15 protein-coding genes and 1 other annotated feature are annotated in these 14,108 nt (G+C 47.6%); all 15 genes read right to left on the reverse strand.

Annotated features, from left to right (window positions below):
* Window positions 1-48 precede the first annotated feature (48 nt).
* The 15 genes from ileS to HPY28_RS06710 all read right to left on the reverse strand — a co-directional run bounded on the left by ileS (window position 49) and on the right by HPY28_RS06710 (window position 14,094).
* Window positions 49-2,826, reverse strand: coding sequence for an isoleucine--tRNA ligase (ileS, locus tag HPY28_RS06640; RefSeq protein ID WP_017249544.1), 2,778 nt, complete (start codon window positions 2,824-2,826; stop codon window positions 49-51).
* Window positions 2,827-2,872: 46 nt separating this feature from the next.
* Window positions 2,873-3,141 (reverse strand) — a binding site (T-box leader).
* A 90-nt stretch (window positions 3,142-3,231) separates the two neighbouring features.
* A complete protein-coding gene (locus HPY28_RS06645) occupies window positions 3,232-3,723 on the reverse strand; it encodes a DivIVA domain-containing protein (RefSeq protein WP_017249545.1) in 492 nt (163 codons plus the stop codon).
* A gap of 100 nt (window positions 3,724-3,823) precedes the next feature.
* Window positions 3,824-4,597 carry a YlmH family RNA-binding protein gene (locus tag HPY28_RS06650; RefSeq protein WP_173622187.1) on the reverse strand — a complete coding sequence of 258 codons (774 nt, stop codon included), beginning with the start codon at window positions 4,595-4,597 and terminating at the stop codon, window positions 3,824-3,826.
* Window positions 4,598-4,609: 12 nt separating this feature from the next.
* Entirely contained in the window at window positions 4,610-4,873 is a 264-nt protein-coding gene (locus tag HPY28_RS06655) for a YggT family protein (RefSeq protein WP_017249547.1), read from the reverse strand.
* A gap of 31 nt (window positions 4,874-4,904) precedes the next feature.
* Complete coding sequence (locus HPY28_RS06660) at window positions 4,905-5,330, reverse strand: cell division protein SepF (protein ID WP_017249548.1); 426 nt, start codon at window positions 5,328-5,330, stop codon at window positions 4,905-4,907.
* A gap of 42 nt (window positions 5,331-5,372) precedes the next feature.
* Complete coding sequence (locus HPY28_RS06665) at window positions 5,373-6,071, reverse strand: YggS family pyridoxal phosphate-dependent enzyme (RefSeq protein WP_017249549.1); 699 nt, start codon at window positions 6,069-6,071, stop codon at window positions 5,373-5,375.
* A gap of 20 nt (window positions 6,072-6,091) precedes the next feature.
* The gene (gene pgeF, locus HPY28_RS06670; protein ID WP_017249550.1) at window positions 6,092-6,922 is read right to left on the reverse strand and encodes a peptidoglycan editing factor PgeF; all 831 of its coding nucleotides are present in this window, start codon (window positions 6,920-6,922) and stop codon (window positions 6,092-6,094) included.
* Window positions 6,923-7,003: 81 nt separating this feature from the next.
* Complete coding sequence (locus tag HPY28_RS06675) at window positions 7,004-7,282, reverse strand: YlmC/YmxH family sporulation protein (protein WP_017249551.1); 279 nt, start codon at window positions 7,280-7,282, stop codon at window positions 7,004-7,006.
* A gap of 160 nt (window positions 7,283-7,442) precedes the next feature.
* Entirely contained in the window at window positions 7,443-8,222 is a 780-nt protein-coding gene (gene sigG / locus HPY28_RS06680) for an RNA polymerase sporulation sigma factor SigG (protein WP_007717728.1), read from the reverse strand.
* Window positions 8,223-8,371: 149 nt separating this feature from the next.
* Window positions 8,372-9,094: an RNA polymerase sporulation sigma factor SigE gene (sigE, locus tag HPY28_RS06685; protein WP_007717727.1), complete on the reverse strand. Its 723-nt coding sequence runs from the start codon at window positions 9,092-9,094 to the stop codon at window positions 8,372-8,374.
* A gap of 42 nt (window positions 9,095-9,136) precedes the next feature.
* Window positions 9,137-10,090, reverse strand: coding sequence for a sigma-E processing peptidase SpoIIGA (gene spoIIGA, locus HPY28_RS06690; protein ID WP_017249552.1), 954 nt, complete (start codon window positions 10,088-10,090; stop codon window positions 9,137-9,139).
* A 236-nt stretch (window positions 10,091-10,326) separates the two neighbouring features.
* Window positions 10,327-11,475, reverse strand: a complete 1,149-nt coding sequence (gene ftsZ, locus HPY28_RS06695) for a cell division protein FtsZ (RefSeq protein WP_015892088.1) — start codon at window positions 11,473-11,475, stop codon at window positions 10,327-10,329.
* A gap of 126 nt (window positions 11,476-11,601) precedes the next feature.
* Complete coding sequence (gene ftsA, locus HPY28_RS06700; protein WP_015892089.1) at window positions 11,602-12,855, reverse strand: cell division protein FtsA; 1,254 nt, start codon at window positions 12,853-12,855, stop codon at window positions 11,602-11,604.
* A 142-nt stretch (window positions 12,856-12,997) separates the two neighbouring features.
* Window positions 12,998-13,345, reverse strand: a complete 348-nt coding sequence (locus tag HPY28_RS06705) for a small basic family protein (RefSeq protein WP_017249553.1) — start codon at window positions 13,343-13,345, stop codon at window positions 12,998-13,000.
* Window positions 13,346-13,347: 2 nt separating this feature from the next.
* On the reverse strand, window positions 13,348-14,094 hold the full coding sequence (locus HPY28_RS06710; protein WP_017249554.1) for a DUF881 domain-containing protein: 747 nt from the start codon (window positions 14,092-14,094) through the stop codon (window positions 13,348-13,350).
* Window positions 14,095-14,108: the final 14 nt, after the last annotated feature.

The following is a 14,108-nucleotide window of genomic DNA, read 5'->3' on the forward strand; positions in this document are numbered from 1 at the left end:
AAAAAACCTGCCATCCCCAAAGGGAATGACAGGTTGATCAACCGATTTTTATTCTGCTACATGTGCGTAGTGTTGTTCTACGATATCCGCGCAACGTACGCAGAGTGACGCGTGCGACTCGCGAGTACCAACATCAGGTTTCACTACGCGGCAACGCTCGCATTTTCCACCGTCTGCGGCTGAGACCACAGCAGCAATGCCTTCGAGTTGTACTGCTTCTGCTGGAGCAGACCCGCTGTGTACATCCACGTGAGCCACGATGAACAGGTCAGCCAGATCGTCCATTGCTGCCAATGTTTTCGCAACTTCTTCCGTTTGTGGGTACAGAGCTACCTTCGCATCAACGGAATTACCGAACACCTTGTTGCGGCGCGCTTCTTCCATGGCTTTGAGTACCTCGTCTCGGATCGCCAGGAACGCATCCCACTTGCTCTCTGCTTCTGCTGCAAAGCTGAGATGTTGTTCGTCGCCTTCTGGCATATCCGTCAACTGCACACTCTTCTCTTCCACGCCTGGAATGAACGCCCACACCTCATCAGCTGTATGCGGCAACAGTGGAGCAACCAGCTTCACCAGACTGAGCAAGCAATCGTACATCACTGTCTGTGCAGCGCGTCGTTTCAAACTATCTGGCGCTTCTACATACAAGCGATCCTTGCAAATATCCAGATAGAACGCGGACAAGTCAATGACGCAGAAGTTGTGCACCGCATGGAAAACGGTGTGGAACTGATATTCATCATACGCTTTGCGCGTACGCTTCGCGACTTTTGCTGCTTTCGCCAGAACATAACGATCCAGCTCGCCCAGCTCTTCATATGCTACGCGGTCTGTTGCAGGATTGAATCCATCCAGGTTGCCCAACAGGAAGCGGAACGTATTGCGGATTTTGCGATATACCTCAGCGATCTGATTCAGAATCGCATCGGAAATGCGCACATCTGCCTGATAGTCAACAGAAGCTACCCACAGACGCAAGATATCTGCGCCCATCTTGTCAATAACTTGTTGAGGCACGATGACGTTACCGAGGGATTTGGACATTTTGCGTCCTTCTCCATCCAATGCAAAGCCGTGGCTTAGGACGGATTTGTAAGGAGCTGTGCCATATACGGCAACACCCGTCGAGAGAGAAGAGTTGAACCAGCCACGATACTGGTCAGAGCCTTCCAGATACATGTCAGCTGGCCAAGCAATGCCTCTTTCGCGCAAAACAGCCTGGTGGCTGGAACCGGAGTCGAACCAAACGTCCATAATATCCGTTTCTTTGCGGAATTCCTTGCAATCGCATTTGGTGCAAGAAAGCCCTTCTGGAACCAGCTCATTTGCTTCACGGGAGAACCATACTTTCGATCCTTCTTTGCGGAACAGATCAGCAACATGGGTGATCGTCGTGTCGTTAATGATCGGTTCGTTACACGATTTGCAATAGAAGATTGGAATCGGTACACCCCATACACGCTGACGGGAAATGCACCAGTCGCCACGATCTGCAATCATGTTTGCCAGACGAGTTTCTCCCCAATGAGGAATCCATTTTACATTTTTAATCGCTTCGAGCATTTGCTCACGGAATCCGTCGATAGACGCGAACCATTGCTCTGTCGCCCGATAGATAACCGGTTTTTTCGTACGCCAGTCATGTGGGTAGGAGTGCGTGAAGAAATTGAGCTTCAAGAGTGCTCCGGTTTCTTTCAGCTTCTCTGTAATCACTTTGTTGGCATCTTCGTAGAACAGACCTTCAAAGCCTGGAGCCTCATTGGTCATTTTACCTTCGTGATCCACTGGGCAAAGGACGCCCAAATTGTATTTTTGACCAATGTTAAAGTCATCTTCCCCGTGTCCTGGAGCAGTATGAACGCAACCAGTACCTGCATCCAAGGTTACATGCTCACCCAGGATGAGTGGAGACTTGCGATCGTAGAATGGATGCTGAGTTTCTACGCCTTCCAGTTCTTGACCTTTAAAGGTCGCGAGAATCTCTACGCCTTCCCAGCCAATTTCTTTGCTCGCGGCTTCAATCAGACCGTTGGCTACCAGGAATTTGCGGCCATCTACCTTCACTACGTTGTACTCAAGTTCAGGATGCAGGCTGATCGCAAGGTTTGCTGGCAATGTCCACGGAGTCGTTGTCCAGATAACAACGCCTGTTTCTGTGTCCAGCTTGCCTTTTCCATCTGCTACCTGGAAGCTGACGTAAATAGAAGGAGAGCGCTTATCTTTGTATTCGATTTCTGCGTCAGCCAGAGCCGTCTCAGAAGACGGAGACCAGTACACGCAGCGCAGTCCTTTGTAAATATAACCCTTTTTCGCCATTTCACCGAATACGCGAATTTGGTTGGCTTCATACTCAGGCAGGAGTGTCACATAAGGGTTTTCCCAATCTCCGCGAACACCCAGACGCTTGAATTGGTCGCGTTGCTTGTCGATGTAGGACCACGCATACTCTTCACAGCGCTGGCGGAAATCGTTCACTTCGATGCTACGACGATCCAACCCTTGTGCATTGATGATCGCTTGTTCAATCGGCAAACCATGTGTATCCCAACCTGGGATGTACGGCGCATAAAATCCTGCCATGGATTTGTAGCGAACGATGAAGTCCTTGAGGATTTTGTTCAGTGCGTGACCGATATGGATATCTCCATTCGCATATGGAGGACCATCATGCAAGACAAAAGACGGGCGGTCTTTTGTACGATCTAGCACTTGTTGATAAATATTTTGCTCTTCCCATACCGCTTGCATCTGTGGCTCGCGGCTTGGCAAATTTCCGCGCATAGGGAAATCTGTTTTTGGTAGCGCTAAGGTTTTGCTGTAATCCATGGCCTGATTCACTCCTTAAATAAATAAAAGCTTTCACTCATCCCCAAAAAGGGACGAGAGAAAGCTCCCGTGGTACCACCCTGATTGAACAAACCCGTACGACAAAAAAGCCTGCATCGGATTCGTTCCACTTCACTCATTCGTAACGGGAATGACGCGCTCACTTACTCACCTGTTTAACCATCAAGGTTATCTGGGCTTTCGGATATTGAACTCCCGGGTGATTTTCTGTGAAAGCAACTGGCCGGGTTTTCACCTTTTCCCGACTCTCTAGGCAGTGCTGGCTCACGTACTCTTCCCGTTCATCGTCTATGATTTGTATAAGCCTGTTCAACTACTATAAGTGCTTTATTTCGAAAAAGTTGTCTTTCATTATAATACCATCATTGCTCGAACGTCAATGATTTATTCAACTGTTACAGGCGAATCAACTTGTGGCTGTTCAATGTTATCCCAATCGCCATTCTCCAGCATTTCCAACTGTGCTTCCAAAAGCGTCCGAAAGCGCATACGGTAAACCGAAGCACGTTTTTTTAATTCTTCGATTTCGATTGCGATTTTGCGTGACTTCGCCAATGCTTCATTGACGATTCGGTCTGCATTTTTCTCGGATTCCTTTAAGATGAGCTGCGCTTCCTTGCGGGCATTCGACTTCACGTCTTCCGCTGTCTCCTGCGCGACCAGAATCGACTTGCTCAAATTTTCTTCCAAGCTCTTATAGTAATCTACGCGCTCATTCAGAATAGCTACGCGCTCTTCCTGTTCTTTTTTCTCTTTTATCAAGAGCTCAAAATCTTTGATCACCTGATCGAGAAACTCGTTCACTTCGTCAATGTTATACCCACGAAAGCCTGTGCTGAATTCCTTATTGTGTATATCCAACGGCGTTAATGGCACATGAACCCCCCACTTTTCCCGATAATTCGTCTTCAATCATTTCGACAGGATTAGCTGTGTTTCCTGCCGTATTTTACAATTTTTTGCGCTTTGGTCCATCTTATGTAACCAGTCCGACAATCATGCGAAGTCTTCCGCTGCGTGTTGGACCTGCTACCTCAAGAACTTTGAACCGACCATAACCTGCAAGAGATACCATATCACCCATCTCGAGTTGATAAGATGGGTCTTCGATTACTTTCCAGTTGATTTTTACTTTTCCTGCTCGAATTGGCACCAGTGCTTTTGCGCGAGACATATTGTGTACTTCTCCGATGATCGCGTCAATTCGCGGTGATGGCACGGTGATCGTTTTCTCTACAAACTTGGGTGCTGGTGGTGTAAACGCCTCCCATGCTACCCGCTCAAATTGAACAGATGTCCGATGAATTTGCGTCACCTGCCCACAGACAAAATCAGCGACTTCCTCTGCTACAATCGCGTAGCTGCCAGCTGAATCTGTCAGCATATCTCCGAATTTCTCCCGCTTCATCCCGACGCCCAGCATCGCCCCCATCACATCTCGATGCTCCAGCACATGAAAGCGCTGATCACCTTTGATTGCCAATAAGGTAAGCCGATAATCCTCATGCTCGACTGGGAGGTACTCCGGATGGATGATGATACGTACACGCTCGGCACCCTCGTAGCCTCCATAAGGAGAAACCTTTACATCGCTTACTTGTGAAGATAGACTCTGAAAAATTATCAACTGCCTAGGGTCTACAAAATCAGTAAGGCGCATGGCCTGCTTCCGCTCTACTTGCGTCAGCATTTCCAGCGCCCGTTCAACAAAGGGACGTTCTTCTTTTGAAAAATGGTCAAATATGCTCATCGTTTCACTCGCCTACAGAATTTGTCGCAAAATGGCGTATAGGCCAGATTGGGCAAAGTGCAGTGCCATCAATGCGACAATCGGGGAGATATCGATGAACCCGAGCGGTGGAATAAACCGGCGAAATGGTGCCAAATAAGGCTCAACCAGTCTTTCCAGTAACTGACCGATGCCTGTACCTCTCATTTGAGGAACCCAAGACATCAAAATGTAAGCAATAATCATGTATTGATATACCGTAAAGGCAAAATCTAAAATATCCACGACAACTTTCATTAGCTCACCCTTTTATATTCGTCTTAATTGGCTACTCTTCCAACACACTGGAAATCGTACCCTGAATATCTACATGGTCAGGCGTGCACACGAAGATCGTGTCTCCGACCTTTTGGATATCGCCGTTTAATGCATAGACCGTCCCGCTCAAAAAGTCGATAATTCTCTTGGCTTGGTCTTTTTCCACGCGATGGAGGTTGACCACAACGGGTCTACGATGACGCAGGTTGTCTGCGATATCCTGTGCGTCACTGTAATGACGGGGTTCACAGAGAATCAAACGGATTCCCTCCTTTTCCCGTGCTTGAAACGGTACCACGTTATTAGCTCGACCCGTCGGCTGGCGTTTGTGCGAGGATTCTTGCTCTTCTCTTTCCTCTTCCACCGTTGTTGTCTCTTCGATGTATTCCTCGTTTTCTAACCCCAGAAACCCCATCAATTTATTCATAACACCCATACTCTTCCTCCTCTCTTACTGCGTGGTTTGGTCTGTTTTCCTTTACTCCGGCTTGACCAATACCGACCCCAACCGAATATATGTAGCTCCTTCTTCAATGGCCACTTCAAAATCACTAGACATGCCCATAGACAGCTCTTCCACCTGTGCGTGCGGGAATGCCATTTCGTTAATCCGTTGCTTCCACTCATAGAGGCCACGGAACACCTGTCTGGCTTCCTCTTGGGTTTCGACAACAGGCGCCATCGTCATTAATCCGACGATACTTATATGTTTCATATTACTGGTTTCGCGCAAAAAAGCCAATACGTCATTGGGACTAAGCCCAAATTTTGTCTCTTCGCCGGATATATTGATCTGCAAAAAGCATTTTACGACATGATCCAACGCTTCACCGCGTCGATTCAGCTCTTGTGCCAAAGAAAGCCGGTCCAGAGAATGGATGTACGGGAATCGTCCTACGACTTCTTTTGCCTTGTTTGTCTGGAGGTGTCCGATAAAATGCCAGATCCCTTTATCGCCGTGTAGCTGGTGCTTGGGCAAGGCATCCTGCACACGATTTTCCCCGATATTCTCTACGCCTACAGCGAGCAAGTCCCCAATGGCATCTGCGTCGACATACTTGGTCACAGCAATAATTTTTACTTCCTCACGTTTGCGGTTCGCCCGATCGCAAGCAGCCTGAATTCTTGCTTCAATGGATTGCAGTCGTTCTTTTAACAGTTCTTGTTCCTTGGTCATAACGAACCCTTCCCTTTCTTCTACAGGTTTTCCTTCCAGCCGATATAGGAAGCCATGCGTCCGGTAGTCCCTTGTATCCCAGCTTCCTTGCGATGAGAGAAAAACAAGTCTGTTCTGCAGCTTGTACACCAATCCGTGGATAAAATATTCCCTGAAGAAATTCCTGCTTCGAGCAATATCTCTGTGTTCAGCTGACGAAGGTCCAGCATATACCGCTCTCCTGTCGAGGAGTTTACTGCTTTTTCCCAATCGGCTGCACAAGTGCGTACTTGCGTCATGATTCGCTCATCGACTTCATAGCAACAGCCGCCAATGGATGGGCCAATTGCGACGCGGATACCCTCTGGCTTTGCTTGATAGTGCTTCGTCATTGCCTTCACCATTTCCTCGGCAATACGGCCCACTGTCCCCTTCCAGCCTGCGTGCGCAAGTCCGATTGCTCCCGATTGGGGATCTAGAAAATAGAGAGGAACGCAATCTGCATAAAACGAGGTCAGCATGACTCCTTTTTCAAGGGTAAACAATCCATCCGTTGCAGCTATGACGTCCTCCAGACTTTCTTTTCCCGCACCGCCTGCTGTGACCTGGCATACCCGATTCCCGTGCACTTGGTCGGCGCATGTCCACGCTGTAAAAGACATCCCGACTTGTTCTGCTAGCTTGCGTCTATTGGCTACTACGTTCGCAGATTCATCACCCACATGCAACCCCATATTAAAAGACCCGTACGGTTGTTCACTTTCCCCGCCTGAGCGAATAGTAAACCCCGCCACTAAGCCAGGAAATTGTTGCTCCCACTCTGTTACCGATAAGATTGACTTATCCTCTACCCTGACAAATGGTTCTCTCATGTTGTCACCTTCCTCATATGGCTAATCATACCATAGCCGAAAAGAAAAGAAAGGCTATCCGTGCCTTTCTCCCTTTACGCATTAGTATTCTTCTCCACCTGAAGTTTTCACTTCAACTTTAAGTGCTTCTTCCATCCGAACAAGCACCACATCTTTCCCGATCTTCACAATATTGCGCCAGGGTATGACATAATCGTTCCCGGCAGAAAAGAAGCCGAGAAACTTGCCTGGTCCCGGTACGACGATAGCCTCTACACGACCGTGACGCAGATCGATCTCCAAATCTGAAATTTGCCCAAGCCGTTTCCCATCGAGAATATTTACCACTTCTTTGGTCTGGAAGTCAGAGATTTTTACCATTCTTCCTCACCTTCTTTTCTCCGTTACTTTCAGTATATGAGTCCACCGAGGAATATGTCCGCTTCTTTGCCAAAAAGTAAGGCGATTGAAAACTAACTTTTCCGCTCGTACAAAAAACCCGAACGGTACAAGACCGCCGGGTCGCCTATTTGGTTTCTCCTTACGATTGAACGTGCTTTTGCATATGGGCAATTGCCGCTTTTTCTAATCGAGAGACCTGTGCCTGTGAGATACCGATTTCCTCTGCTACTTCCATTTGCGTTTTTCCTTCGTAAAAGCGCATGGATAATATCATTTTTTCTCGGTCACCTAGCCGCTGCATTCCCTCACGAAGCGCAATTTCTTCTACCCACGTGACATCTTTGTTCTTCTCGTCACTAATCTGATCCATGACGTAAATCGGATCGCCGCCATCCTGATAAATCGGTTCAAACAAAGAAACCGGATCTTGGATCGCATCGAGTGCAAACACGACGTCTTCTTTGGCTACGTTCAATTCCTGAGAAATCTCGATAATGGTAGGCTCTCGCGAATGTTTGTTGGTCAGATTATCACGCACCTGCAAGGCCTTGTACGCGATGTCTCGCAAAGAACGGGAAACGCGAATCGGATTGTTGTCCCGTAAATAGCGTCGAATTTCTCCAATGATCATCGGTACGGCATACGTGGAAAACTTCACATTTTGTCCGAGATCAAAGTTGTCGATCGCTTTCATCAATCCGATGCAGCCCACTTGAAACAAGTCATCCACGAATTCTCCGCGATTGTTGAACCGTTGAATTACGCTAAGCACCAGTCGCAAGTTGCCGTTGACCAGCTTCTCGCGGGCAGCCAGCTCCCCACTTTGCAGGCGCTCAAACAATTCCCGCATCTCTTTGTTTGTCAACACCGGAAGCTTGGAGGTATCTACCCCGCATATCTCTACCTTATTGCGCGTCACGTCTTTCCCTCCTCGAAGCAAGAAAAAAGTCCCTAACCCGGTTGTCTTGAAAGGCCGCGTAACTGACGCGTAGCCGACCAAGAAGGTGGCAAAAACCACCATCTGTTTCGGTTTAGGAACAGTATCCCCCCAAGCTGGGAAAATATGCGTTAGACCATCTTGTTGAATTCTTTTCGCAACCGTTTTATAATTCGCTTTTCCAAACGCGAAATATACGACTGTGAGATTCCTAACAAATCCGCTACATCCTTTTGTGTCTTTTCCTCTTCTCCCGCTAAGCCGAAGCGCAGCTCCATGATAATTCTCTCGCGGTCAGACAGCTTATCCAGTGCTTTTTTCAGAAGCTTTCGATCCACTTGGTCCTCGATGTTTTTATAAATCGTGTCATTCTCCGTACCCAAAACATCTGAGAGCAAGAGCTCATTGCCATCCCAATCAATGTTAAGCGGTTCATCAAAAGATACCTCTGAACGAATTTTATTATTGCGGCGAAGATACATGAGGATTTCATTTTCGATACAACGAGAAGCATACGTTGCCAGCTTGATGTTCTTGTCTGGATCAAAGGTGTTCACAGCCTTGATCAAGCCGATAGTGCCAATGCTGACCAAGTCCTCAATATTAATTCCCGTATTCTCAAACTTGCGGGCGATGTATACGACCAGACGAAGATTGCGTTCAATGAGCATACCGCGAACAGCCGGATCACCAGACGGCAGTCGTCCGAGCAGCAGCTCCTCTTCTTCTCTGGTCAAAGGTGGAGGCAATGCTTCACTCCCGCCAATATAATAGACTTCTTCGGCGCGTACACCAAGCCAGAGCAAGATTCGGTACCAGGTCAATTGGAGTTGTAGGCGAAGTTTTACATACATGATTAGCCCTCCTGTTTGAGAATAAAGGTTGTTTCTTCGTGATTAAAAGATGACTTTTTGAACATCCGCTTCATAGGTTTCCATCATGGCTGGGTGCACGATGGCCTGATACTTGCCGTCAGCGGCCAATGGGATCGGGTTTAGCCCGATTAACACCCGTTCTGTTTCAAAACGAATCCCGTCTTGCACGACCATGACATGGTCTGGTTTGATTGCGAGTAAAAAATCCATACCTCTTGACACGCTGCGATACGGGATCAAGCGTACCCGAGACTGCCATTCCAGCGGCAGATGGTCCCAAGATCCGTCCAGCTTCTCCCACACTCCACCGTTTTCATCGGCTTGTCGGAGAAGCGACGGCGGAAGCAAATGTGCGAACATGCGATTCTCCATAATCATGACGGGTATGCGTGTAATTGGCTCGTGGAGCTGGTTTCCAGTATCCACAAGTCCACGGCAAATGACTTTTTCCCCTGCCACCGTAACGACGACATCGACAAGAAAGGTTTCGATTCTTCGCGGCTCCTGAATCGCGCGGTAGCTCTTTTTCCCGAGAAAAAAGATCAGGATAAAACCGATCAGAACAATCCCCAAGGTTGGCTTGAAACCTACGCCAAACCCATCATTATGCGTGACAACCAGTCCATTTACAATTTCACTCTGCGGTGCCAAAAAATACTGTAACCCAAGCACTCCCCCTCCGAACACAAATGCGACAAAGTAAAAAATGATTAAGTTTTGCGCAAAGGACAACAACCTCCTGTTCCCAAAAGCAATCCACAGCATAATGACAGAAAAGAGCAGTTTGACCCACCATTGATACATCGGAGAAAATACAGGAAAAAAGAAAAAGATCAGATACGCGGAGCCAAACAGGGACGCAAGTATCATTCTCCACCACACCATGCGCTCTTTGCGAAAATAAGCAGTAAACCAGAGTAACAAGGTATCAATAGCCACATTCAGGAGTAGAATGATATCAAGATACACAACCACTTGCTTTCCTCCTCATCTTTTGACCGACTTGGCAGCAAGCATGTGTCCTAGCAAAAATGGTAAATAGTAGGACGACTTCTATCAGTAAAAGCAGTATATATCAATGTGTATGTAAAGTCTGTCAATTCTTGACGGTGTTTTTTTGGTTTTTTTGTCTAACATTTTTTCATCCAATCAACGAAAAAAAGCCTTGTCCCCAATGACGGGAACAAGGCTTTTGACAGTCGTTTATCGCTTTAGTTTTTGTTGCGGCGGCGATTGCGCAGGAATGCTGGAATATCCAGATTATCCAGGTTGCCCATGGAGAAGAAGGACTTGTCTTCCTCTTCTTCCTTCGCACGGCTGTTATTCGTATTGGAAACTGGTGTCGGACGATTGCCAGGCGTGTTGATCGGCTGTTGTTGACGACGTGGAGCTTCCGCAGCGCGTTGACTATGCTCGAAGCCTGTGGCAATTACGGTCACTACCAATTCATTTTTCAAATCCTCGTTAATTACCGCACCGAAAATCATGTTAACATCTGGGTCCGATGCAGAAGATACGATATCAGCTGCTTCGTTTACTTCGTACAAGCTCAGGTTCGTACCACCTGTGATGTTCATGAGAACACCGCGTGCACCATCAATCGCAGTTTCGAGCAGTGGGCTGGAAATAGCGCGACGAGCTGCTTCAGCCGCACGATTTTCGCCGCTACTTACACCGATACCCATGAGAGCAGAACCGCGCTCAGTCATGATCGTCTTCACGTCAGCGAAGTCCAAGTTGATCAGTCCAGGTACCGCAATCAGGTCGGAAATACCTTGAACCCCTTGTCGCAGTACGTTGTCAACTTCGCGGAACGCTTCGAGCATTGGCGTATTTTTGTCAACGATTTCCAAAAGTCGGTCATTAGGAATCACGATCAGTGTGTCTACTTTTTCTTTCAGAGCAGCAATACCGATCTCACCGTGCTGGGAACGTCTGCGACCCTCGAAGGAGAACGGACGGGTTACTACACCAACGGTAAGAGCACCCATTTCCTTAGCGATCTCTGCAACAACAGGTGCTGCACCTGTACCCGTACCACCACCCATACCGGCAGTTACGAATACCATGTCAGCTCCACGCAGAGCGTTTTCAATCAAATCACGGCTTTCTTCCGCTGCTTTTTTACCGATCTCAGGATTTGCACCTGCTCCAAGTCCACGTGTCAGCTTTTCCCCGATTTGCAGCTTGATATCTGCACTAGAGAGCTGAAGTGCTTGCGCGTCGGTATTCAAGGTGATGAATTCTACACCCTTTACTCCACCTGCGATCATGCGGTTTACTGCGTTGCTACCTCCGCCCCCGCAACCAATGACTTTAATTCGTGCAAAAGATTCCAAGTCCATATCAAATTCCAGCATATTGCTAGTCCTCCCCAATTCAACATAAGAAAAACTCGTGGCTACAGAAGCCTGTCAACTAAACACAATGGAACGAAACGATGCCCGACTTCGTCATTGTAGTTAACCTCGGTAAAGCGAACTCCCTTAAATAAATTCGCTAAACCAGTTTTTTACTTTTTCCATCAAACCGCCGCCTTCTTTTGGCTTAGACGAGACGGTTTGCTTCTGAGTGCCCTTGAATGAGGGGGTGACGCGAATGCTGCGGCGCTCCATCAACTGCAAGGCATATTGAATCAAACCTACCCCGGTGGTGTAGGCAGGATCTCGCACTCCGATGTAATCAGGAATCGCAATTCGAACAGGTGCGTCCAATTCTTCTTTTGCCAATTCCAACATGCCCGGCATGGCTACGGTACCACCCGTAAGAACATAGCCCCCTGCAATTTCGTCGCGGTAGCCCAATTTGTATACAGCATCCTCGACTAATTGGAATATTTCCGCAGCGCGCGGCTCGATAATATTGGCCAAATCCACTTGCGTAAATTGTTTCTCGACTTCGCTACCAATCCGGTTCACCTTGAACTTCACATCTTCGGATGCTTCGTCAATAAGGGCACAGCCGTTTTTGGTTTTCACACGATCTGCCACATCTGTATGCGTGCGTAGTCCCAGTGAAATATCGCTCGTAATGTGGTCGCCACCGATGCCGATCACGGTGGTCGCTGCCAGTTTCCCTTGCTCGAATACACCGATCGTGGTAGAACCCGCACCGATGTCGACAAGAACGACACCCATATTTTTGTCATCTTTGGATAGAGCAACAGTGCTAGCCGCAAGCGGTTGCAAGAATATTCCAGCTACACGCAGATTGGTTCGTTGAGCACAGCGAACGATGTTATGTACGACCGTTTTCAACCCGGTCACAATAGTCCCTTCCATTTCCAGTCGGACACCAATCATCCCACGAGGGTCCTTAATGCTCCCTTGTCCATCAACGATGTACTCCTTTGGGACTACCTCGATGATTTCACGGTCTGGAGGAATAGCCACAACCTTCGCTGCCTGAATTACGCGTTGAATATCTTCTTCTCGTATCTCACGGTCTTCGCTGGATACAGCGACAACCCCTTGGGTTTCATGCAGATCGATATGGTTTCCAGTGATCCCCACATACACTTCTTCGATTGAAACGCCAACCATGCGCTCCGCATGATCAACCGCTTCTCGGATGGCATGCACGGTTTGGTCGATGTCTACAATCACGCCCTTCTTGATGCCTTCTGAGTGTGATTGTCCGACGCCGATGATGTTGATGGAACCATTGTTGATCTCGCCGATCATGACGCGTACTTTGGATGTTCCAATGTCTAGGCTGACTATGAGTTCATTGCTTACCAAACCTGTGACACCTCCCCTGCTACGTCTTTTTTCTTGCTAAAATGAGAACACCTGCATAAATTATTCCACACAGGACAACCATTCCCTTTTTTTCTTATTGATTTTTTGTAAAAAAATGACCATCTTCCCATTTTCCTTCGCGTTAATCTTGCTGATTGATCCATTTGGATAGAACAATTCTCCTAATGACAGCGAGATTGTTGAACAAGCGGACGCCGAAAGCCACGATCGCAGCCAAATATAGATCAATCCCCAAGAACCCTCCGATGAAGGCCAAGCCTGCTGCAAAAAGTGTGTTGAAAAAGAATCCAGACATGAAAATACGAACGTTAAAAGTACGTTCTAAAAACGAACGAATCCCCCCAAAGATCGTATCCAATCCCGCCAGGAGGGCTATTGATAGATAGCTGCTATACTCCTGGGGCACACGCCAATCCAGCAGGAAGCCGACAACAAGACCGACAATCAGTCCGATAAGCGGGAGCCACATGGTTACGAATCTCCTTTTTCTTTCACAGGTTTCATAAATTGAATGACACGTGTTTCGTTATTCGCTGAAATCATCAGCTTGTCCCGTTTTTCTGCCAGCACCTTTTTATTCGCCAGTTGAAAGTTCTCTTCTACGCCCTCCAGCTTCAATGCGGACAACAATACTTCAGGTTCCCCCAATGCTTTTATCTCATACGGAGCCCTAATCGTCCTGGTATCGATTTGGATGACGTCTCCCACATTGCGGATTGCAGTGGTAGCAATCAGTCGATGGCCATTAATGGAAACAGCTTGTGCTCCGTTTGCAAACAGGATATTTACCAACCAGCGCAAATCTTCATCGTCAATCGTATAGTCTCCTACAACAGGCACAGGCATATGTTCATCCATAGCTGGTTGTTCAGACGTATGGGCATCGACAACATCAATAACGATGCCTTCTCCCTCCATCCCTACCATACCAGCCATTCGGCGAGTCCGTGCCAACTCCTCTTTCATAACGGAGATACTTTCATCTTCACTGAGTGAGGTTTCGTATTGGTAGTACAGCTGATTATACTTTGAAATGTCTGCGAGCAGGTTTTTGTGTTTCTCCAGTTCTTTTTGCAACGTGGTCCGAAGTTCCGCGATGCTGCGAGACTCTTTATGAACAGGATGAAGACTGCTTCGTAATTGCACAGTCAACATCACACCTATGATAGCACTAATAATGGCAAGAATAAATGTGATTTTACGGCTTTTTTGTAACATAGGTAAACGCATCC

Source organism: Brevibacillus sp. HB1.2, assembly GCF_013332495.1.
Taxonomy (GTDB): Bacteria; Bacillota; Bacilli; order Brevibacillales; family Brevibacillaceae; genus Brevibacillus; species Brevibacillus porteri.

Bases quoted from the DNA above. Each gene is read 5' to 3' on its own strand.
- HPY28_RS06665 (WP_017249549.1), bottom strand. From the start codon at position 6,071: ATGACCAAGGAACAAGAACTGTTAAAAGAACGACTGCAATCCATTGAA.
- ftsZ (WP_015892088.1), bottom strand. From the start codon at position 11,475: ATGCTGGAATTTGATATGGACTTGGAATCTTTTGCACGAATTAAAGTC.
- pgeF (WP_017249550.1), bottom strand. From the start codon at position 6,922: ATGAGAGAACCATTTGTCAGGGTAGAGGATAAGTCAATCTTATCGGTA.
- HPY28_RS06655 (WP_017249547.1), bottom strand. From the start codon at position 4,873: ATGAAAGTTGTCGTGGATATTTTAGATTTTGCCTTTACGGTATATCAA.
- HPY28_RS06705 (WP_017249553.1), bottom strand. From the start codon at position 13,345: ATGTGGCTCCCGCTTATCGGACTGATTGTCGGTCTTGTTGTCGGCTTC.
- ileS (WP_017249544.1), bottom strand. From the start codon at position 2,826: ATGGATTACAGCAAAACCTTAGCGCTACCAAAAACAGATTTCCCTATG.
- sigE (WP_007717727.1), bottom strand. From the start codon at position 9,094: ATGTATGTAAAACTTCGCCTACAACTCCAATTGACCTGGTACCGAATC.
- HPY28_RS06660 (WP_017249548.1), bottom strand. From the start codon at position 5,330: ATGGGTGTTATGAATAAATTGATGGGGTTTCTGGGGTTAGAAAACGAG.
- HPY28_RS06650 (WP_173622187.1), bottom strand. From the start codon at position 4,597: ATGAGCATATTTGACCATTTTTCAAAAGAAGAACGTCCCTTTGTTGAA.
- HPY28_RS06675 (WP_017249551.1), bottom strand. From the start codon at position 7,282: ATGGTAAAAATCTCTGACTTCCAGACCAAAGAAGTGGTAAATATTCTC.
- HPY28_RS06710 (WP_017249554.1), bottom strand. From the start codon at position 14,094: ATGTTACAAAAAAGCCGTAAAATCACATTTATTCTTGCCATTATTAGT.